Annotated in this window: 17 protein-coding genes and 1 pseudogene; 4 read left to right on the top strand and 14 right to left on the bottom strand. The window is 46.9% G+C overall.

Annotated features, from left to right (window positions below):
* Positions 1–16: 16 nt before the first annotated feature.
* The 4 genes from ACL9RG_RS01525 to ACL9RG_RS01510 are packed head-to-tail and all read right to left on the bottom strand — an operon-like array spanning position 17 to position 5,338.
* The gene (locus tag ACL9RG_RS01525) at positions 17–1,234 is read right to left on the bottom strand and encodes an MFS transporter (protein ID WP_422790794.1); all 1,218 of its coding nucleotides are present in this window, start codon (positions 1,232–1,234) and stop codon (positions 17–19) included.
* Between the two features lie 34 nt (positions 1,235–1,268).
* Positions 1,269–2,855 (bottom strand): GMC oxidoreductase, encoded by a 1,587-nt coding sequence (locus ACL9RG_RS01520; RefSeq protein ID WP_422790793.1) that lies wholly within the window; start codon positions 2,853–2,855, stop codon positions 1,269–1,271.
* Between the two features lie 9 nt (positions 2,856–2,864).
* A complete protein-coding gene (locus ACL9RG_RS01515) occupies positions 2,865–4,652 on the bottom strand; it encodes a thiamine pyrophosphate-binding protein (RefSeq protein ID WP_422790792.1) in 1,788 nt (595 codons plus the stop codon).
* Between the two features lie 11 nt (positions 4,653–4,663).
* Entirely contained in the window at positions 4,664–5,338 is a 675-nt protein-coding gene (locus ACL9RG_RS01510) for a ThuA domain-containing protein (RefSeq protein WP_422790791.1), read from the bottom strand.
* A 240-nt stretch (positions 5,339–5,578) separates the two neighbouring features.
* On the opposite strand from ACL9RG_RS01510, the gene ACL9RG_RS01505 reads away from it, so the two are divergent.
* Both ACL9RG_RS01505 and hisD read left to right on the top strand, forming a co-directional pair.
* Entirely contained in the window at positions 5,579–6,658 is a 1,080-nt protein-coding gene (locus ACL9RG_RS01505; RefSeq protein WP_422790790.1) for a LacI family DNA-binding transcriptional regulator, read from the top strand.
* A gap of 149 nt (positions 6,659–6,807) precedes the next feature.
* Positions 6,808–8,115: a histidinol dehydrogenase gene (gene hisD / locus ACL9RG_RS01500; RefSeq protein WP_422790789.1), complete on the top strand. Its 1,308-nt coding sequence runs from the start codon at positions 6,808–6,810 to the stop codon at positions 8,113–8,115.
* A gap of 202 nt (positions 8,116–8,317) precedes the next feature.
* Here the strand turns inward: hisD and ACL9RG_RS01495 are convergent, their stop codons facing one another.
* From ACL9RG_RS01495 to ACL9RG_RS01465, 7 genes are all read right to left on the bottom strand, one after another.
* On the bottom strand, positions 8,318–9,148 hold the full coding sequence (locus tag ACL9RG_RS01495; protein WP_422790788.1) for a helix-turn-helix transcriptional regulator: 831 nt from the start codon (positions 9,146–9,148) through the stop codon (positions 8,318–8,320).
* 87 nt (positions 9,149–9,235) lie between these two features.
* Entirely contained in the window at positions 9,236–10,843 is a 1,608-nt protein-coding gene (locus ACL9RG_RS01490) for a GMC family oxidoreductase (protein ID WP_422790787.1), read from the bottom strand.
* A 16-nt stretch (positions 10,844–10,859) separates the two neighbouring features.
* Entirely contained in the window at positions 10,860–11,741 is an 882-nt protein-coding gene (locus ACL9RG_RS01485; RefSeq protein WP_422790786.1) for a sugar phosphate isomerase/epimerase family protein, read from the bottom strand.
* 228 nt (positions 11,742–11,969) lie between these two features.
* Positions 11,970–12,398: a WapI family immunity protein gene (locus ACL9RG_RS01480; protein WP_422790785.1), complete on the bottom strand. Its 429-nt coding sequence runs from the start codon at positions 12,396–12,398 to the stop codon at positions 11,970–11,972.
* A gap of 12 nt (positions 12,399–12,410) precedes the next feature.
* Positions 12,411–13,091, bottom strand: a complete 681-nt coding sequence (locus ACL9RG_RS01475; RefSeq protein WP_422790784.1) for a hypothetical protein — start codon at positions 13,089–13,091, stop codon at positions 12,411–12,413.
* A gap of 391 nt (positions 13,092–13,482) precedes the next feature.
* Positions 13,483–14,343, bottom strand: coding sequence for a UilS family quorum-quenching N-acyl-homoserine lactonase (gene uilS / locus ACL9RG_RS01470; protein WP_422790783.1), 861 nt, complete (start codon positions 14,341–14,343; stop codon positions 13,483–13,485).
* Between the two features lie 199 nt (positions 14,344–14,542).
* The gene (locus tag ACL9RG_RS01465) at positions 14,543–15,409 is read right to left on the bottom strand and encodes a carbon-nitrogen hydrolase family protein (RefSeq protein WP_422790782.1); all 867 of its coding nucleotides are present in this window, start codon (positions 15,407–15,409) and stop codon (positions 14,543–14,545) included.
* A gap of 239 nt (positions 15,410–15,648) precedes the next feature.
* Here ACL9RG_RS01465 and ACL9RG_RS01460 point away from each other — a divergent pair, with 239 nt between their 5' ends.
* Complete coding sequence (locus ACL9RG_RS01460; protein ID WP_422790781.1) at positions 15,649–16,572, top strand: ABC transporter substrate-binding protein; 924 nt, start codon at positions 15,649–15,651, stop codon at positions 16,570–16,572.
* Between the two features lie 101 nt (positions 16,573–16,673).
* On the opposite strand, the gene ACL9RG_RS01455 is transcribed toward ACL9RG_RS01460, so the two are convergent.
* Positions 16,674–17,567, bottom strand: coding sequence for a LysR family transcriptional regulator (locus ACL9RG_RS01455; RefSeq protein ID WP_422790780.1), 894 nt, complete (start codon positions 17,565–17,567; stop codon positions 16,674–16,676).
* A 233-nt stretch (positions 17,568–17,800) separates the two neighbouring features.
* On the opposite strand from ACL9RG_RS01455, the gene dld reads away from it, so the two are divergent.
* Positions 17,801–19,492, top strand: coding sequence for a D-lactate dehydrogenase (dld, locus tag ACL9RG_RS01450; protein ID WP_422790779.1), 1,692 nt, complete (start codon positions 17,801–17,803; stop codon positions 19,490–19,492).
* A 54-nt stretch (positions 19,493–19,546) separates the two neighbouring features.
* On the opposite strand, the gene ACL9RG_RS01445 is transcribed toward dld, so the two are convergent.
* Together ACL9RG_RS01445 and ACL9RG_RS01440 are read right to left on the bottom strand one after the other, a co-directional pair.
* Complete coding sequence (locus tag ACL9RG_RS01445; protein ID WP_422791161.1) at positions 19,547–19,705, bottom strand: IS3 family transposase; 159 nt, start codon at positions 19,703–19,705, stop codon at positions 19,547–19,549.
* A gap of 14 nt (positions 19,706–19,719) precedes the next feature.
* Positions 19,720–19,971: pseudogene (locus tag ACL9RG_RS01440) on the bottom strand (IS3 family transposase); the annotation flags it as partial.
* Positions 19,972–20,147 lie beyond the last annotated feature (176 nt).

The raw sequence follows: 20,147 nt of genomic DNA, 5'->3' as shown, positions 1-20,147 counted from the left end.
GCTGTGCCGGACAAATCTAGTTCATTGATTTAACTCGCATAACCATCGGCGAGAAAACAGTGAAAATGATCAATAGTCCCAGAGGGAAGACAAACAGATTTGAAAGGCCAAATTGGTGTACTACGAATGAGAGAATAGCGGGAAATACCAGCATCCCCGTATAGCCAATTCCATTAACAATACCAATATTACGCCCAGTATTTGCCGGATCTTTACGCCCGGCATTTGAGATCATCAGTGGCGCGACACAGGATAATCCAAGCCCAAATAGCGCGTAACCGGTGATGACAAGCGTACTTTGTGAAGAGTATGAAATGAGTGTTAAACCCAAAACGGATAGCACACCGCAAATAGACACAACCTTTATTGCGCCAATTTTTTCGGCAATATAGTCACCGAAAACACGTCCAACAAACTGTGCGCCAATAAATAGGCTAATGGCAAATCCAGCGATAGAAACACTGGTGCCTACTTCACGCCGAAGATATTCCTGTCCCCAGTCGCCGATAGCATTCTCCCCCATCATAGAACAGAGAAGAAGCATCCCAAACCCGGCCATGATCACGATGACAGACATACTAAGTGGTGAGCGATGGTGATTGTCATTCCCTGGTTGAAGGGTAATTTCAGTCACTATTTCTGACTTATCAAGCAAGAAACGAGAAATAAAAATACTGATAGCCAAAAGAATTACGCCACTCACCGTAAAAGATACCGTCGCACTCTGCGGATAGAGTCCCACCAAATAACTGCACAACATTCCAAAAATAAATCCACCGAGAGAATAGCTGGCGTGAAATGCAGACATTATGGAGCGCTGGTAAAAACGCTCCACTTGTAGGCCATGTGTATTTAACGCCGTATCGCTGGCACCGCGTAATAATCCCAACGCTAAACAGATTGCGAAGGAAAACCAATAATGCGTGACATATGCCAGCGCAATCATGGAGATCGGATAAAGAACTACGGTGAACGTAATAACCTTTTTAGGGCCAAAAATATCAATGAATTTCCCAATTGCAATAGAACCGACGGCGGCGCCAATACCAATTCCTAAAGCAATCATGCCAAAACTCACATCGCCTTGTGCCCCCTCCAGCCCCATATTGCTCCGAAAAGCAGATACGCTCGTCGACCAGATATACATCATCGCACCGATTAACATGAAACCTACAAATGTCGCCATTCGGGCCATACGAACCCGTGGCGTGACAAGTGAATTATCACGACCCATGTTCTTTCCTCGTTCTGTTAGTTGATGCTTAATTTCAGAACTGCTCTGACACCCGTAGCGCATTAGCGGCTATTGTAAGGGCAGGATTCAGCGCTGCTGAGGATACAAATGTTGAACTGTCAACAATCCACACGTTATCCAAATCATGCATTTTGCAATTCACATCGACGACGCTTTTCTTTTTATCGCTCCCCATTACCGCCGTGCCGCACATATGGGAATTCGTCGCGATCCCCATCCGCTCGGTTAAAATAATCGGATATCCTGAGCGCTTGAGTACTTGTTTTGTTTTAGCAACAAGCTCCTTGTGCGTTTGCAGGTTATTTGGCGTCCAGTGAATATTTATTGCATCTTTTTCTTTGTCGTAAATAACTCTATTTTCCTGTGTAGGTAAATCTTCAGAAGTAATATAAAGATCAACACTATGGTCAGTGAGATATTGGGCGATAAAACCAGGTACCCATTTTTTCATACCGGTAATCATTGGCTTTCTGATTTTCCCGAGCATCTGCACATTTCCCAGTGGGTACGCATTGCCGGCAGATTTGAGATACCAGTCATTGAAAGCGATCGTTTTTTGGAAACTAACGTCATTGCGCTTCAATGGATTGACAGCAATCATGAAGGTGCTGTTATGCACCATGTAATTTCGCCCTAACTGATCGGAACTGTTCCCCAATCCAGTTGGGTGCATATCGTTGGCCGACTTAAGCAACAGTGCAGAAGTATTTACTGCACCACATGCCAAAACAAAGCGCTTAGCTTTAATGCGTACCGTTTCGCCATTACGGGTACCCACGGCTTCCACAACATGTTTGCCGGCTTTATCTGTAATGAGGCGGTCAATACGCGTTTTCACCAGCAGGCGGACGCTACCGGCGATCACGGCAGGACGTAACGCACTGACCTCAGCATCATTTTTTGCATCAATCATACAGGGGTAACCGTCGCAGGTTGCGCAGAGTATGCAGGGGCGTCCATCGCCGTAATCAACCGCAGCCGGCATTGAAAATGGTTTAAGGCCCTGTTTTTTCATACTCCTGACCAAGCCACGTAGCGCACGATCATGTTTCAACCCTTTCCATTGGTAGTCCTTTGAACGCCAAGGTTCTACCGGGTCGGTACCCGCGTTACCATGAACCTTGAACAGTTCCTCGGCCTGACAGTAATACGGTTCCAACTCTGCATAGCTGACCGGCCACTTTGGTGACAGACCATCACGGTGCACCAGATCCTGAAAGTCTTCCTCACGCCAGCGTGGGAGCATCGCACCATAAAATTTAGTGTTACCGCCGACGTAATAGAACACGCCCGGTTTGAACGGGTTGTAATCCCGATCAAACCATGATTCAGCGTTGCGGTATTTATCACTGCCAAATACCGCATTCACATCCCAATTATCGTTTTCACGCGGCAGGAAATCACCGCGTTCAACAATCACTACTTTCAGGTTCTTATCCTTAATACCGTGAGCAAAGGTTGAGCCTCCCATTCCAGACCCTATTATCACGACATCACACTCAATATTGCCTGCCGAATCCGGTTCGACAGTGTCAATCGTGTGCGGGTCATCCCGCACAGATTTATTCAGCTGTGGTGAGGATATTTTAATGGTGTTCATGAATGTTCCTTACAGATGCTGCTCTGACTGACGCAAAACCTTGTACTCATCCTGACGTTCATCAGTGATGTATTCTGGAATTGGGAAATCCCACCAGCCAGGAACAAACGGACCTGCTGCATCGCGATCGGTAGGAATTTCTATCAGCACAGGCTCGTTAAGTTCCAGCGCCTGCTGAAGGATTGGCTCGAGATCTTCAGGACGCTCTACACGCCATGATTTAAGACCAAAGGATTCGCCCATCGCTTTGTAATCGGGTGAGTATGCTTTGCCATCTGGCGTCGTGAATTCCGTCCCGATATGGCGACTGGTCTGTTTACGCTGCCCGCCACGAATAGACATGTAACCGGCATTGTTCTGGATCAGGAACACAACAGGAATGCCGTTGGTCTTACAAATCGCGATTTCCTGAGACGTCATCAAGAAGTCCCCATCGCCTAAGATACAGACTACGGGTTGGTTAGGTGCAGCGAGTTTGGCACCAATAGCCGCAGGGACCGCCCAGCCCATTGACGAGAAACCACCCGACGTTAGATGCGTACGCGGCTGATAAACAGGGAAAGTCTGTTTAACCGCCCCTTGAGTATTACCGGACCCAACGACGACAATAGTGTCACGCGGGAATACTTTGCGCAGTGCACCCAGCGGTCGCTGTGATGTGAACGGGAAGCGTTCTGAATCACGGCGCTGGGCGAGTTTTGCTTCCCATTCATTCTGCAATTGTTTGAGCACCAGCATATATTCAGTACGCTCGACGGTTTCCCCCTCCAGAGCTTTAAGAATATGATCCAGCGCATGGCGAGCATCGGAAACAATTCCCACGGTCACTGGATAGTTTTTACCAATTTCATGTGGGTCAATATCGATATGAATCAGGCGCGATGGCGGTATAGAGAAAGTTACCCCCTTTGCATAGCTCGATGATGACCAGTCGGTAAAGCGGCAGCCTACTGCGATGATCACATCGGCATTAGCAGCGATTGAGTTACCGCAGATGGTCCCTGTCTGACCCACGCTTCCAGCAAACAATGGGTGATCCTCCGGGAAACCACTCTTACCATTCCAGGTAGTGACCACCGGGATCTGTAATGCTTCTGCGAGGTTATAAACCTCTCCCCAGGCTTCGCCGGTAATCACACCGCCACCAATAACCATGACCGGTCGTTTAGCTTCTTTTAGCAGTGCAACCGCCGCAGAGATAGCCTCTGGATCCGGGAATACTCTGCCAATGGGTAAGCGCTCTTCGACAGCATGCAATTCAACGTCGGCAGCTTCCGCCTGAACATCCATTGGGATCTCAATGTGTACGGGACCTGGACGCCCTGTTGCCATGGAGCTCCATGCACGATGCATGATGAATGGCATTTCTTCTACGCGAGTGGCAACCCAATGACGCTTACTGACGGCTTCAGCAATTTTGGGGAAGTCGTTATCGGTATAACGTTCCAGCTCCTGCAACAGCCCGTGTCCACGCATGTGCGTCGGTGGCCCGCCGGTGATCAACATCACGCTGGTGGAATCAGTAAAAGCCGTCGCCATGCCAATGACTGTATTACTGGCACCCGCCCCGATTGAAGTCACCGCTACCATTGGTTTACCAGAAACACGATAGTAACCATCTGCCAGGTGCACGGCACTCTGTTCGTGGAATACCTGAATAAATTTAAGTTTGGAATCTTCCTCCAGAAAAGCATCGGTCAGTGTCCAAATACCGTGCCCCGGAATACCAGCCACATATTCCACGCCATAATTCTTCAACGTTTGAGCGACTATCTGACTACCCGTTAATTTCGTCATTGTTTTTTCCTTCATTTACCGAGTTGAGTCTGGCGACAAGCCCATGCCAAACCTTGTTTGGTTAACTTGCGAATATTTGGGTCCTGGAGGTTGCTGGTATCATGACCAATAGAGTGATAGAACACTCGGCCCTCCCCCCACTGACGTACCCAGGCAACCGGACTCTTTTGCCCTTTGAGCCACGGCATTGGATTACCGTCAAATGTCGTTTCGGCAAGAACATGGATACCCGGTGAGGTTTCCATGTAGTACTGCTCGGAAGCGACAGGGAAACTGTTCACTCCGTCACTTACCGGATGATCGTTATCCGTGATATTTACCGTATAAGGGTGAGGAAAGCCTTCACCGGTAGGATGCTCGAGGAATGAACCGCCGAGTAGCATGTGATAACGCAGGCTTGAACGGAAAGCAGCGCCTGCGCCGTGCCATCCAACCAATCCCGTCCCTGACTCAATGGCGTCGAGAAGGTGCATTTCCTGAGAAGCAGTAAGTGTTTCGGTGGTAACGGCATTGTTCCAACCGATCACGATAAGGTCGTAAGCTTTTAGATCGCGATCTAAGGTAAAAATATCTGTGCTCTCCTCCACATCAAACGACAATTCGTCGTACAGACCTCTAGCCCACGCCGCAATTTCATAGGGAAAGTGACCCGGCCAGCCACCATACAGGTACAGAACTTTTGGCATGCTTCCTTCCTTTTCGATTTAATTTATCAATCAAGTTATACGTATAACCTGATTAAAAAAGTAATCGCAGAGTTGGCGTCATGTCAACGTGGTGCAGACAAATACGTTATAGTATTTTCTTATGATGTGAACTGGCGCACCTTGTTGGCCGAGTGACCGAAGGGAAAATGTTAGTGGGATCACTTATGATGAGTTTGCATAAATGATTATTTTAAATGACTTAGGAGAAGCAGGTATCACATGGTATCAATGAAGGATGTTGCCAGAGAGGCTGGCGTATCACAGCCTGCTGTTTCCTACGCGTACACCGGGTCGCCTAAAATTTCACAAGAAATGCGTGAGCACGTGTTTGCCGTAGCAAAGCGCCTTGGCTACGCTGGGCCTGACGCACGTGGCAGAAGTCTCCGCTCAGGTCGAGTCGGCGCAATTGGGCTGATTGTGATGGACAGCCTCTCATATGCGTTCGGCGATCCATGGGTCATGTCACTTCTTAAAGGGATCACCAGCGTTAATGACCTTTCAAACGTTGCCCTCACGCTGATACCTATGAATAATAAATCCCTGCGTGAGGATGCTCAGTTTCCAACTGTTATGCCTATGCGGGGATTGATTGACGGATTATTGGTCTCGACCTTGCCTGATGATCATCCGGCTATTCAGACTATCGTCCAGCAACAAATCCCGGTTGTTATTATTGATTCCCCTTTCATCCCCAATCTCAGCTACGTTGGTATCGACGACAAAGAAGCCGCGAAGGCACAAATCAACCACCTCATTTCACTGGGCCATACTCGTATTGGCATACTCGTTGAGCGTCTTATACCGGACAACTATGAAGGACCGGTGACGCTTGAGCGTATTGAACGTTCTAACGAGATGATTGCCCGCAAAAGAGTACTCGGTTATATCGAAGCAGCCGGTCAGGCCGGAATAGACGCCAGCTCCCTGATTATTTATGAAGCAGGTGGATTTGACCGCGCTGCGGGGGAAAAGGCCAGCGAAAAGCTTTTGGAGAATTCCTCAATCACCGGCGTAGTCGCCACCTCGGATGTGATGGCCCTTTCATGTCTATCGATTGCAAGAAAGCGTTCTTTAACAGTGCCGAATCAGCTTTCTGTCGTCGGGTTTGATGATGTGCCCGAAGCGCGAGAGTTCGCACTGACTACAGTCAGACAACCGACAATCGAGAAAGGGATCTATGCAGCACAACTGTTGTTGGCTCACATCGCATTAGGTAAGAACGCTGAGGTTGAGAAGAAGATATTTCCAACTGAGTTGATTATACGTAATACGACAGCAGCGCCTGGCGTAAGGTTCTAGCCACTAAATAGGCGTGCATATACATTTGTGCGTCACAGTGCGTCTAAAAATATTTAATTTGAGAAATTTCTTTCGTGTTTTTGAACCTCTATTTTTGACTCATTACTCGGTAACACTCAAGCATGAGTGAAACAATGATGAGGTTGAAAATGGCTGAATGGATCAAACGCGCTGTCATCAGCGGAAAAGCACAGGCTGATAATAAACAACTGAAAGATAACGTTTCAGATATTCTCCTGGATATTGAAAAGCGTGGGGATAAAGCAGTCCGAGAACTCTCCCTGCGCTTTGATAACTGGGAGCGGGATACTTTTCTTGTTAGTCCTGCCGAAATCGAAAAATGCATGAGTGTTCTTACCGAAGTTGAGTATAACGACATTTTGTTTGCTCAGGCCCAAGTGCGTAACTTTGCTGATGCACAACGTTCGACAATGCGGGATCTTGAAGTTGAAACCCTGCCTGGCGTCATTTTAGGGCATAAGCACATTCCGATATCTGCTGCGGGCTGCTATGTACCCGGTGGAAAATACCCACTTCTTGCTTCAGCGCATATGTCTATCGTGACAGCCAAATCCGCTAACGTGCAGCGGATTGCGTCGGCGGCCCCTCCTTACAAGCAAGCGCTTGCACCCTACATCATTGCTGCTCAACATTTAGGTGGGGCTGACGAGATTTATTCCCTCGGAGGCATTCAGGCGGTGGCCGCGATGGCTCTGGGCACAGAATCTATTGATCCTGTGGATATTATTGTCGGTCCGGGCAACGCCTATGTTGCTGAAGCCAAGCGCCAGCTATTCGGTAGAGTAGGCATCGATCTCTTTGCTGGCCCTACTGAAACACTGCTCATTGCTGATGAAACAGTGGACGGGGAAATGTGTGCGACAGACCTTCTCGGCCAGGCTGAACACGGAATAGATTCGCCCGCGGTGATGATTACTCATTCCCGCCGCCTTGCCGAAGACACGCTAAAGCAAATTGAACGCATTCTCGACATTTTGCCAACGGCTGCTATTGCGCGCCAGGCGTGGACAAACCACGGCGAAATTATTCTGTGTGAAAATCATGCAGAAATGGCACGCATGTCAGATTTTTATGCCTCTGAACATGTACAGATCATGACGTCTGATGACGACTACTTCCTGCAAAACCTACAAAACTTCGGCGCCTTATTTATCGGCCCGCGGACTAATGTGGCATACGGCGACAAAGTTATCGGCACCAACCATACGCTTCCAACCAATAAGGCAGCCCGATACACAGGGGGATTGTGGGTTGGTAAGTTTTTAAAAACATGTACTTATCAAAGAATCTTGACCGATGAAGCATCAGCGATGATCGGGGCACACTGCTCGCGTTTGTGTCTGATGGAAGGGTTTGTTGGACATGCTGAACAGGCTAATTTAAGAGTACGTCGCTACGGACATCAGGATGTACCTTACGGCGGAGCGGCAAAATAAACGGCTTTCACTGCCTGCATCCCTATTGTGTCGTTGTTACCCAGTAGTCTATCGGTTTGACTGGTGAGCGCAGAAAGGAAGATTCGCTCACTTTTCAATCTTTCTCGATTCACAATATCCCTACTGATACTGGCCAGCCGAACCAAAATGCTATGTTCACCTCATCAATTCAAGGGTTCCTATGACAAGCGCGCTACTTTCCTCATCCGGCACCGCCCCATAGTGTACGCCCATCCTCCTCCGCCAAGTATGCAAGAATTTCTAAAGGAACGGATTCTGCATCGTGAAGCACCGTCGCATTGGCCAGTAATGATTTAGAAAGCTTTTGCTGCCCCATAAATTCAAATGACACACGAGAGGAAAAAGGTTGTCGAAACGAAGAAGAAGCAATACCGGTTAGAATTCCGTGTAAATATCTCACGGGTCTTCTTTGCTGAGGAACCAACGTCGTGAAAGTCATCTCATTATTCTGTTTTTGTTCAGTATCAATCATAAACATCCGGTCACCCATTAATATACAGATGCCATTATAACGAAACGTATAACCTGTTTTATTATTCTCACCCATTAAAGGGAAACGCTCAATGGTGACATATTCAACAATGTCATTCCTCATGAATATATACGTCAATGACTTAAGCACCTTGCCTTTATATATAGATGAAAAATGGTATCGATAATAAACCCCTAGATAATCTTTCAAATGCGATGCAGTTAACTTTGATTGCAGAACAATATTACTAAATATGGAGGATTGTCTCAAATGAAGAGGGATCTCATTATCATAGCTTTCAAAGTTTTTTTTAAATTCTGCTGGCGTTCTAAAAAGATCGTCAACATCCAAATTAAAATACCTTGCAATTTTTGATAGTGTATTTTTTGAGGGGATATGCTGACCTGAAAGATACTTATTAAATTGTTGCCTATTGATGTCAACTTTGCGACACATGTCAGCAGTAGACTTACATGAGCCAAGCAGAATATTTAGATTGTTTTTAATATTATCTTTTAGATCCAACGAAAAATAACCCATTATTGTCCCCTTAAATATCATGCTAATCGATGAATGCTAGCACATACTTAAGGGGATGCTGATGATTTACAAAATGTGAGCAGAAATTTAAGGCACTTCAGCCGTTATTGCTAACTTCCCGGATATTATGTCTGCCGCCCTCTCGCCAATCATAATGGTGACGGCGTTGAGGTTGCCAGAGATGACATTAGGCATAACTGATGCATCTGCAACCCGCAGCCCTGTAATCCCGTGAACACATAAATCTGGCCCAACAACCGACAGGTCATCTGTCCCCATACGACATGTCCCGCACGGATGAAGCCCTGGATGAGCCTCATCACGTACAAACTGTACAAACTCCTCGTCCGTTACTAATGGTTTTTCAGGGACATGGCCACTTTCAATATAGTCACCAAAAGAAGAACGATGCATGATACTTTGCACCAGTTTAGCCCCGTCCGCTAAGGCACGAATATCATCTGGATGAGTAAGATAATTAGGGATAATCAGCGGTTGTTTGTAGGGATCATTGCTTTGAATTTTTATGTACCCGCGTGATTTCGGCCGCGTTTGCGTAATACTGATTGTGCAGCCATTCCCTCCAGGTACACTGTCTACCCCCTCCTCTATACCTGCGCCGGGAAGGAAAAATAGCTGAAGATCCGGGAACTTGGTTTTTAACGAACTCCACCAAAATGCGCCGGTTTCAATAATATTAGATGTCGCAGGCCCGGCATTAAACAGGGCGAATTCGGCACCTGCGGCTAATTTCCAGTTCCACTTCTTATATTTGTCATAGCTAAAAGGTCCTTTTAACTTATAGATCATCGACATTTCAATATGATCTTGGTAATTCAAGCCAACGCCGGGCAAGTCTTTTATGACCGGAACACCTGCGGCTTGAAGGTCTTTTTTAGGGCCAATGCCAGATAACATCAAAAGGTGAGGTGAACCAAATGCGCCGGCAGCTAATATGATTTCTTTATCGGCCCAGACCTTTTCGACGCCTGATTTACTTTCATATTCAACACCGACTGCCTTATTACCTTCAAAGAGTATCCTCAGGACCTTACATCCAGTCAAAACCGTTGTTTTTGTATCCGACAAATAGGCTTTTCTTGCACTGGAGCGGCGTCCATTTCGCGTCGTGACCTGATAGAACCCACATCCATCTAATGATCCCTTATTGAAATCATCATTAAATGGCAAGCCTTCTTCCTGGCATGCCTTCAGCCAAACTCGGGACAGGTTATGAATAAATGAATTATCTGAAACACCCAGAGGCCCGTTGGTTCCGTGCACATCATTCTTAAAGCGGTTATTATCTTCCGCTTTTTTGAAATAAGGTAATACGTCCTCATAACCCCAGCCTGCTGCGCCAGACTTTTCCCAGTCGTGATAATCGGCTGGAATACCACGCATATAAATCATTGCATTGACCGAGCTTCCGCCACCTAAAACTTTCGCTTGGATCATCGTTGGATTATCCTGCGGCGTTTGTTCGCGGCTTCTCACGTAATTGTAACGCTTAAGCAGTGGACCCTGCGCTGTTTTGTAATAGGTTACAGGGATATGAATGTAAGGACTGGAATCTTTTGGCCCTTCTTCCAAAAGCAATACTCGATTATCCACTTGCTCTGAAAGTCTGCCAGCAATGGTACATCCGGCAGAACCACCACCAATAATAATATAGTCGTAATTGTTCTTACTCATAAAGTACCTCGCAGGCTTAATATAGATGGAGCAACTTATTCACCAACTCGTAATGTTTTCTTGCAGATAATTCAGGCTCGCAAGCGTAATCACTTTCGCTGAATGTCTCAGAAGCCCACCAAAGATTATATCCAGTCTCTTTTATTGCATTGACCCAATCGATTAAATTAAGCACCCCTTCACCTGTAATAACATTGCGCAATTGCGATTCGATGGGAGGCTCATTAACTTTTTCAAGCGAGTCACAAATATGCACCCCGTAAATTAACTCTTTATCTATTTCGGCAATATCAGCTGGGGTATTACCTGCCACATAGCAATGCCAGAAATCAACGATGAGTTTTATATTTGATACTTGGGATTTTTTAATAGCTTCAATTTGATATTCTATTTTATTAAGCTGAGTCCAGCCGAGTGCTTCTATATATAATATAATGCCGTATTCTTCAGCAAGTAAGGAGAGTTTTTTAAGCCGATTGGATGCGAAATCGATCGCTGAAGATATATCTTTTTGTAGTAACTCCGCATATTGCACCTTGTCGTCACCGCTACAAAAGCGAATAACTTGATTAACATCCAGCGGCCCGGAAAGAATCTGTACTGCGGGAAAACCACACTGTTTTGCCAATTCAAATAGATTACGAGCCTCGGAGAGTAACACCTCTTCCTCTGGCCGTTCAAAATCCTGTAAAAAACCTAAACCAACAAGCTCAAATTCGAGAAGTTTTGTTTTCAACTGCCCAATGCTATTACCTGCATTCAGGTAGTTTATAAGCTTACTGGCATGGAGTTCTAGCGCCTTATAGCCCGCTTTTTTAGCAGCAGCTAACTCTTCTTCCAGTGACGCATTTTTTGTGACCGTGGTGTTATGGGCCAGTATGAATTGTGCTTCTGTCATGTCTACGTCTCCTCATCAAGACTGACAGTAGTAGCACTTTTTCCAACGGTGAAGAATTTCGCAACTTACCTATAAACCCTCGCGAAGTGACGCACTTTAGAAACTTTTAAATTCTCCCCATGTAAAACCGATTGGACCAACAGTGCTGACACATCATTTTGATAAAAATAAAATACTTGTGACATATCATAATCGACGAATAAAAAGCCCATTAGATAATGGTAAACATCAACCCGGCCAATTAATTATCTCATTTAAGCCGGAAAGCAAAGCAGGAAAATAACTTTCATCAATACCAAAGTGGTCTGTTACGATAACACTCTCTGCTGGATTTTCCGGCCTTAACATCATTTCCACCGTTATAAAATCACCCTCATGGATTTGGCTGAAACGGAGATTAAGCTGGTTTTCAGTACTGTTGAAAATTACATCAGGATGCTTAGTCTTATCAGTTAAACTCTTATATAACGACTTCAAACCTGCTTGCAGATCTTCAAGTTCTCCGACATTAAAGGCTGCCTGATATTGTGTTTTCAATTCAGGCAAATGATACTCAACATACGTTCTTATCCAGTCGTACGCTGGTGCATCTGGTGTGTTTTGCCTTTCAAATGGAGAAATTCGCAATGTCCTAGCACCGCTAACTATCTCTATCATAAAACCCCTGGTTCATTTATATAAAAAATGAGCAATTGTCCAATCTTTTTCTCTGACTACAACCTCAAGAGTATATTTCTTATAGTAGTAAGAGCCTTTTCGAGATTTATTCTCTATTAATCTATACATATCTGATTCATAACGATATAACCCAGTAACATTACGTGGATCAGCCATCCGTTTGCCATAACGAATGGCTTTCTCTTGGATCTGTAAAGGAACATAACGCCCTGATTCGTACATATGTTTGGCTGCGGCTTCCGTCATCTTAAGACTGCATGCAGATAACCCCATTTTGAGCCTGCCGCGAAGAAGGCTAACTGTTACTGCACTAAGTTTTACTGAAATAGCAGTTTTTACGCCGCTCTCCAGTAACGCTCTTCCTGCCCAGAAAATACGAAAAGCGCCAAAAGCAAGTAGAGCTATATCAGTTGGATCAATTAGCGGTGCTTCCAAAGATGCTTCTTCCAACCGGACAAAAACACCCTCAGTATCATAAATACGCCATAAACCAGGCGCCTGTACTACGGAGTAACCTACACACATACCACTTTCATCATCAACAATAGGCTGTGAGTTATGCGGCATATGGTTAGGGCGAATTTCAAAGAACTCACCGGGGGGAAGTTTGGAATCGAAGGTATAATAATGCCCAGGCTCAGTGTATTCAGAGATTGAAAATTCCATTGTCATTCTATCCGTCCTTTTGCTGGCAGAAGTCGATTAAAGCAAGTTTGTGAACCTCTGTCACTGATTCACATAACAACACTGAATAAAAAGGCAGTAAAATCAGAATAATGAGCAAATATATCGACGACTTCCTAATCTGCAGGTCAATCACATCACAGAAAAAAACCGCCTTTCGGCGGTTCAGACTGCTGACAAAGTCTGTTATTAGGGAAAGTAAACCGTTGGGGTCGTAGCGAGCTTGCTCGCCGGAGCGCCCATAGGCTTATTAAGCCCGAGTATCTCGGCATATCAGACAACTTTGTTATCAAACTCAACCGCCTTTTGGCGGTTATAGAGGAAGCATATATATTCACTACCTCATCAATAATCTGCCTTTATCAAAGATAGGCATTAATCAGATATATTGTTTAAACCATGCGGTCTGCTCAACAATAATATTGTCGAAGTGCTTGCCGTTGTACATATCGTAGTGCCTGGCTTCTTCTTCAACATGCAGTTTTTTCTGTGCCGAACCGACGGCTTCGTACAGTGCAACGCCCTGCTCTGGCGGATTGACGGTGTCATTAGCCGCGACGACAACCAGCACCGGGCAGGTGACGCGCGCGGCGTTATCTTTAGGTTTGTACTGCAACGTTTCGCGCACGGTGAGGAAAGAAATTTTGATATCCATTGCCGGGAAAAGCACTTTGTACTCTTCGAAGAAGGCTTTGGATTCTGCATCGCTTAATACTTTGGTCAGGCTAACGAACATCTCTTTGCCAGTAGCCTGCTTTTTGTCGGCCATTTTATCGAGCGTCGCGATAAATCCGGCTTTATCTTCCGCCGACATTTTACCAGTGACAATCTCTTCACCGTCGGCAAAAGCTAACTGGCTGACGACACATTTGATATCGGCATTTTCTGCCGCAGCCGCTAATACGTGACAGCCGCCGAAGGATGAGCCCCATAGGCCGATACGCTCAGCGTCGATACTCGGCTGCGTTTTCACCCATTCCACCACGCTCAGAATATCTTCAATTTGCATAGCCGGAACTAAACGGCCGCGCTCGCCGCCGCTGGCACCAAACCCGCGATAATCAAAAGTGACGGCGCTAAAACCCGCCTGCGCAAACGCATCGGCAAAAGCAGGGAGTAACAAATCCTGAATACCGCAGAAACCATGGCATAAGATGATAACCGGGGATACTTGTTGATCTTCCGGGGTGCGCAATGTAACGGCAATATCGTTGGCTAGTTGTAGGGTGCTGACCTTCATGTGAATTCTCTGTTCTACATTGTTATGGAAAACAGAGGATACCACCGGAACTTATGCTGATTGCGCAGATGGCATCATCGCTGAAAATTTAAGCGCAATATGGCCAACTTAAGCCACACAGCCAGCAATTAGGGGCGACTTAAAAACGATGGAAAGTGGAAAATAGGTTAATCACGCGAATTTACCTGCGCTCACGCTATTAAGGCCTCGCCGCTAGCCCGGCATATTTTGTCGCGAAATCCGCCAGCATGCTTTCACCTTCACGTACTTGTTTGAGCACGCTCGGATCGAGATCGGCAACGATGACCGCCGTTTGCGTTTCATTGGCTTCACTTAATACGTTGCCATAAGGCCCCCATACCGCGCTGGAGCCACAGGCTTGCCAGCCGCCGGTACGACCAACGTGATTGGACATCAGCACATAGATCGTATTATCCAATGCACGGGCCGGCATCCAGATCCGTGATTCATGGTAGCCGTTGCCTTGGCTAAATAAAGCACTCACCAAATAGGCATGACATCCCTCTAATGCTGCCGAGCGGGCGTGCTCAGGGAAAGCTGAGTCGTAACACACCGCCAGCCCTAATTTCCACCCCTGCACCTCGATGCTACAGGCCACCTCACCCGGCGAGAAGAAGCCGACTTCACTGCTAAATAGCGCACGTTTGTGGTAACGGGCAAACTGCTCACCGCGCGCATTGAAACACAACGAAGAAATATACACCTTGTCTTGTGAGAGTGTGGCCGTGCCGACAATAGCGCTGATATCACCGTTCCGGCAAGCCTGAACAATAGGTTCGAGACGTACATCATCGATGCCGATAGCATATTTTTGTGGGTCGGATTTAATTAATGCAGGCTCATAACCACTGAGAAATTTTTCCGGTAACAAGATAACTTTTGCCCCCTGCTCTGCCCCTTGGCGAATCAGCGCGACCGCCTGTTGTACATTCGCTTCAATATTCCCCGCCACCGGCTCGGCCTGTGCGACGGCAACACGTAATGTGTTGTGTGGATAAAGAGTGTTCTGTGGATAGAGAGAATCATCATTAAATCGACTGGACATCTTATTGCTCCTGTTTCCAGCGGACAGAGGGTGCCGCGGTGACTAATGCAAATAATAACTTACCCGTCAGCATATTAAGATAAAAAGAAAATGGCCATTTCTATGGCTTTTATGCCTATTGCTTTTTATCAATTTTAAAAGTTCATTTTGTTGTTTTACTTAGTGTTAACGCTGGGGAATAGTTCGCAGACAGAAGAGCCTACTGGGATAGGTGCTAAGCGATATAAAGGGATAACCACATGACACTGAGTGCAAAAATAACCGTCATCACCGCATTATTAGGTTTCTCTGGTGTGACAGTAGCCGCTCCCAGCATTGATTTGGTCTCAAACGAAACCCCAATTCACTCCGCGCCAAGCCCTGAGGCGATTGCCAAGATCCCGCCTAATTTTCACTTTGTCGAGCCAGGAGTATTAACAGTCGCCATTAGTGTATTAGGTGGCTCACCGCCCTTTGGTTTTTTTGCCCGTGATAATAAAACGGTGATCGGCAGCGAAGCGGATACAGCACGGTTGATTGCTGATGGATTAGGGCTGAAATTAAAACTGGTTCCCGCCTCATGGGAGGACTGGCCACTGGGAATTACCGCCGGGAAATATGATGCCGCCATCTTTAATATTGCCGTCACCAAAGCGCGCAAAACCAAATTCGACTTCGCCACCTATCGTCACGCCGACCTGGCATTCTACGTAAAATCCACCAGCAAGATCACCTCAATTAACAGCGCGCCGGAGGTGGCAGGTAAACGGATTATAGTGGGTTCAGGTACCAACCAAGAGGCGGTATTACTCAGTTGGGATAAAGAGAATAAAGCGAAAGGCTTGCCACCGGTACAGTTTCAATATGTCACCGATGAAGCGGCCGCCACGCTATCGCTACAATCTGGCCGCTCTGACGCCACTTTTGGCCCAAATGAAATTTCAGCTTATAAAGCCAAGTTGAACGGCAATATCAAGTTAGTGGGCCTGGTCCCCGGCGGTTGGACCAAAACTGCCGATGTTGGCGTCGCCACCAAAAAAGGCAACGGCTTAGTGGACGCAGTACAAACTTCACTTAACAGCGCTATCGCCAGTGGCACCTACCTGCAAATGTTAGATCGCTGGGGGATCACTGACGATAAAATCGATAAATCAGAAGTGAATCCAGCAGGATTAGGAGATTGAGGTGCTGTTTCAATGACGTTGGAAAATTTTATTGCCTGCATACCATACGCCTCTTTGAAGATGTACAACCATCACGTACATCTTAGCGCACACTTAAAAGTTCACTTTTCTACATTTAAAGTCTGATGTAGTGCCTTTACAAAATTCAGCACCGCCAGCGACTTTTCTCGCGGCCTGTAGACCAGTGCGATAGTGGTATTGAGCATTTGATTGACAACGCGATGATAAGTTACCCCTTGCGACTGAATCTGACAAATCGAACGAGGGATAAGCGTGATGCCAAACCCCGCCGCCACCATATTAATAGCAGAGGAGAGCTGTGGTGATTCCAGTGCAATATGCGGCGAGAAGCCAGATTCCGCACAAGCGTTCAGAATACGGTCATAAATACTCGGCCCAATGGGCCTTGGGAATAACACCAATGGTTCAAGAGCCAGCTGGCTCAAATTTACCTCAGCAGTTTCACCAAGCGGATGATCTGCAGGCAGTACTGCTAGCATATCTTCTTCCACCAAGACCGCCGTCTGTAAGTCATGACAATTAAGCGGCAAACGAACAAACGCGCAATCGAGCTGCCCCTCCATGACTTTTTGCACCAGCGCAGTACTGCTGCTCTCTTCGGGTTTGATCTCGACACCTGCGTAGCGCTGCCTAAATTCGCGCATCATTTTCGCTACCAGTGAGTGGAAAACTGTTGAGCCTGCAAATCCAATCGAGAGTTTTCCCGTTTCTCCCCGCGCGGCCAATTTTACCTGCACTAACGCCCGCTCGGTTTCAGCGATGATTGTCCTGGCGTTCTCCTGCAGTATTTTCCCTGCATCAGTGAGTTCGACACGGCGTGCGTGGCGAATAAACAAAGCGGTTCCAACCTCCCGCTCCAGTTTCAAAATCTGCTGGCTAAGTGGCGGCTGAGCGATACCTATTTTCTCAGCAGCGAGTGAGAAATGAAGGTGTTCGGCGACAGCCAAAAAATAACGTAGTTGGCGAAGCTCCATAATGTTTCTCCTGCAACTCTTGGCAAACTCCAGAACTAAAAAGCATATCCTGAGTTTGTGCTAAGCAATATTTTTTTCGTCTGCAAACACTAGTCATAAAATATTGGTTTGTCCTTCGCCACTTCCCTAGACTCTTTAGTTAATGGCAAGGAGATGATGACGCCCCTCATGACGCACACATTCCTTTGCCGCTGCCCCCTATTTTGGTTCTTAATCTACAATGAGCACTTGCTATGAATATCCCTCTGATAAATCAATTGAAAGATGTGGTCGGAACTAGCCATGTACTAACCAAAGCCAACGACAAGGTGCCCTACACCAAAGGATTTCGTGTCGGCAAGGGCGAGGCGCTGGCCGTGGTGCTACCAAACTCACTGATGGAAATGTGGCAACTGCTGAAAGTATGCGTTGCCCATAACGTGATAATTCTGATGCAGGCCTCCAACACCGGCGTCACCGGCGGTTCGACCCCGGACGGCAACGATTACGACCGTGACATAGTGATTATCAGCACACGCAAGATTAACGGTTTGCACCTATTGGATGATGCCAACCAGATACTGGCATTCCCTGGTACCACGCTGACAGAGCTAGAAAATGCGCTGAAACCTTTTCACCGCGAGCCACATTCGGTGATTGGTTCATCCTGCATTGGCGCGTCGGTGATTGGTGGCATCTGCAATAATTCCGGTGGTTCGCTGATTCGACGCGGGCCAGCTTTTACTGAAAAATCGCTTTACGCCGCTATCGATGAACAGGGTCAGTTGCAGTTAGTGAACCATCTAGGCATTGAGCTGGGCGAGACGCCCGAAGAGATCTTAGGTAATCTTGTCAGCAAAAAATATACCACAGGCGACGCGGCGGACTGGCAAGGGCGGATCTGGGCAGATGATTATGAGAAAAAGCTGCGCAATGTCGACTCCGACCAGCCCACGCGCTTCAACGGCAACCCCGATTATCTTCACGAAAGCGCCGGTTCCAGTGGCAAACTTGCGGTATTCTCAGTACGCCTGCCAACCTTTGAAAGCAGTCGTGGCACCACCACGTTTTATATCGGGGCGAATGATGAAAGCGAGCTGGTCGAGCTGCGTCGTTTCTTGCTCAAAAACCTCAGAGCCTCGCCGTTGCAGGCCGAATATATCCATCGTCAGGCATTCGATTTAACCATTCGTTATGCCAAACACGTGTATAAAGCCATCGGCAAACAAGGCGCCGATAAGATCCCACAGATGTTCGCGCAGAAAAACCAGATTGATAAAATAGTTCGCGCCATCCCAATCTTGCCTAACCATGCGTTTGACAGTCTAATCCAGCTGTATAACCGATTCACGCCAGACGGCGTTGAACCGAGGATCATGGATTTTCACTATCGGTTTGAGCATCACCTGATGTTGAAAACCGAGCAAAAAGATGCGCCGGAGCTGAAAGCGCTTTTGACGAGTTTTTTTACCAGTCGGCAGGGTAAGTTCTTTGAATGTAACAGCGACGAAGAGAAGAATGCGTTTTTGATTCGCTTCGGCGTCGGTGCCTGCACCGTCTATTATTGCGAAGGTAAAGGTCTCGATATAAACCAGCGGCTTGTGGCGTTCGACGTGGCCTTACGCTCCAACGACCGTCAATGGCGGCTGAAATTACCGCCCCATTTACAGCAGCAGGTATTGCTGGAGTCATGCTGCGGACACTTCTTCTGCTTCGTCAACCACCAGGATTACATCCTCAAACCTGGCTATGACCCGATAGCCTTTAAACACGGCGTGTTAGAATATGTTGAAACGCGCGGCGCGAAGTACCCAGCTGAGCACAATGTTGGCCATTTGTATCACGCCTCGCCTGACTACGAGCAGCATATGCAGCAGCTTGACCCGACCAACAGCTTCAACGCCGGAGTCGGTAAAACCAGCAAGAGAAAGTTCTGGCAAGTTTAAGTCTTTTTAGGGAGTGTAAGGTGCACTGAACTCCAAAAGTTGGACCTCTATTTTTTACTGTTTTTCTGTCTGAGTCCGGTATTCTACCGGGCTCATTCCACCGACTTTCAGGCTAATGCGTTCTGTATTGTAATAATGGATATAGTCTACAATGTCACGCTTTAAGGCCGCGGCAGAGTCATACTTTTTACGGTGATACATATCTGCTTTCAGGCGACTGAAGACGAATGGGCAGAAGCATCAGCACTACTGAATCTGTTTTTAATGACATAGTGAACGACGCGGAGCCTGAACTCAGGAGTATAAGTCCTGGAGAGGCGGTGCTCCCGTCCAGCCTCGCCTTGACGGCGGAAGGCTCGGAGTCAGCGACTGAGGGGGGATTTGCCTACGCTGAATTGACGTGCTGTTTCTTGCAGAGTGGCCTTTCCTGAAAGGTAATGCTGAACCGCAGCGAGGCGGATTGAAAAAGGATGCTTCATGGTATTGAACCGCCAGATCATGGATAAAAAGATCCAAGATCTGGAGTTCAGTGCAAAGGCGGCCCCCCAAAATTTCCGCCTTAAAACCCTTGCCGGGCACATTCGGCAAGGCTGATATATTCCCTTTTAGTGATAAGCGACCGCACCTGCACAATCGCCATATGAGTAATAGCAAA

The sequence above is a fragment of the Rouxiella sp. Mn2063 genome (assembly GCF_049319665.1).
Lineage (GTDB): Bacteria > Pseudomonadota > Gammaproteobacteria > Enterobacterales > Enterobacteriaceae > JBMOUD01.
This window is presented reverse-complemented; position numbering and strand designations above follow the sequence as displayed.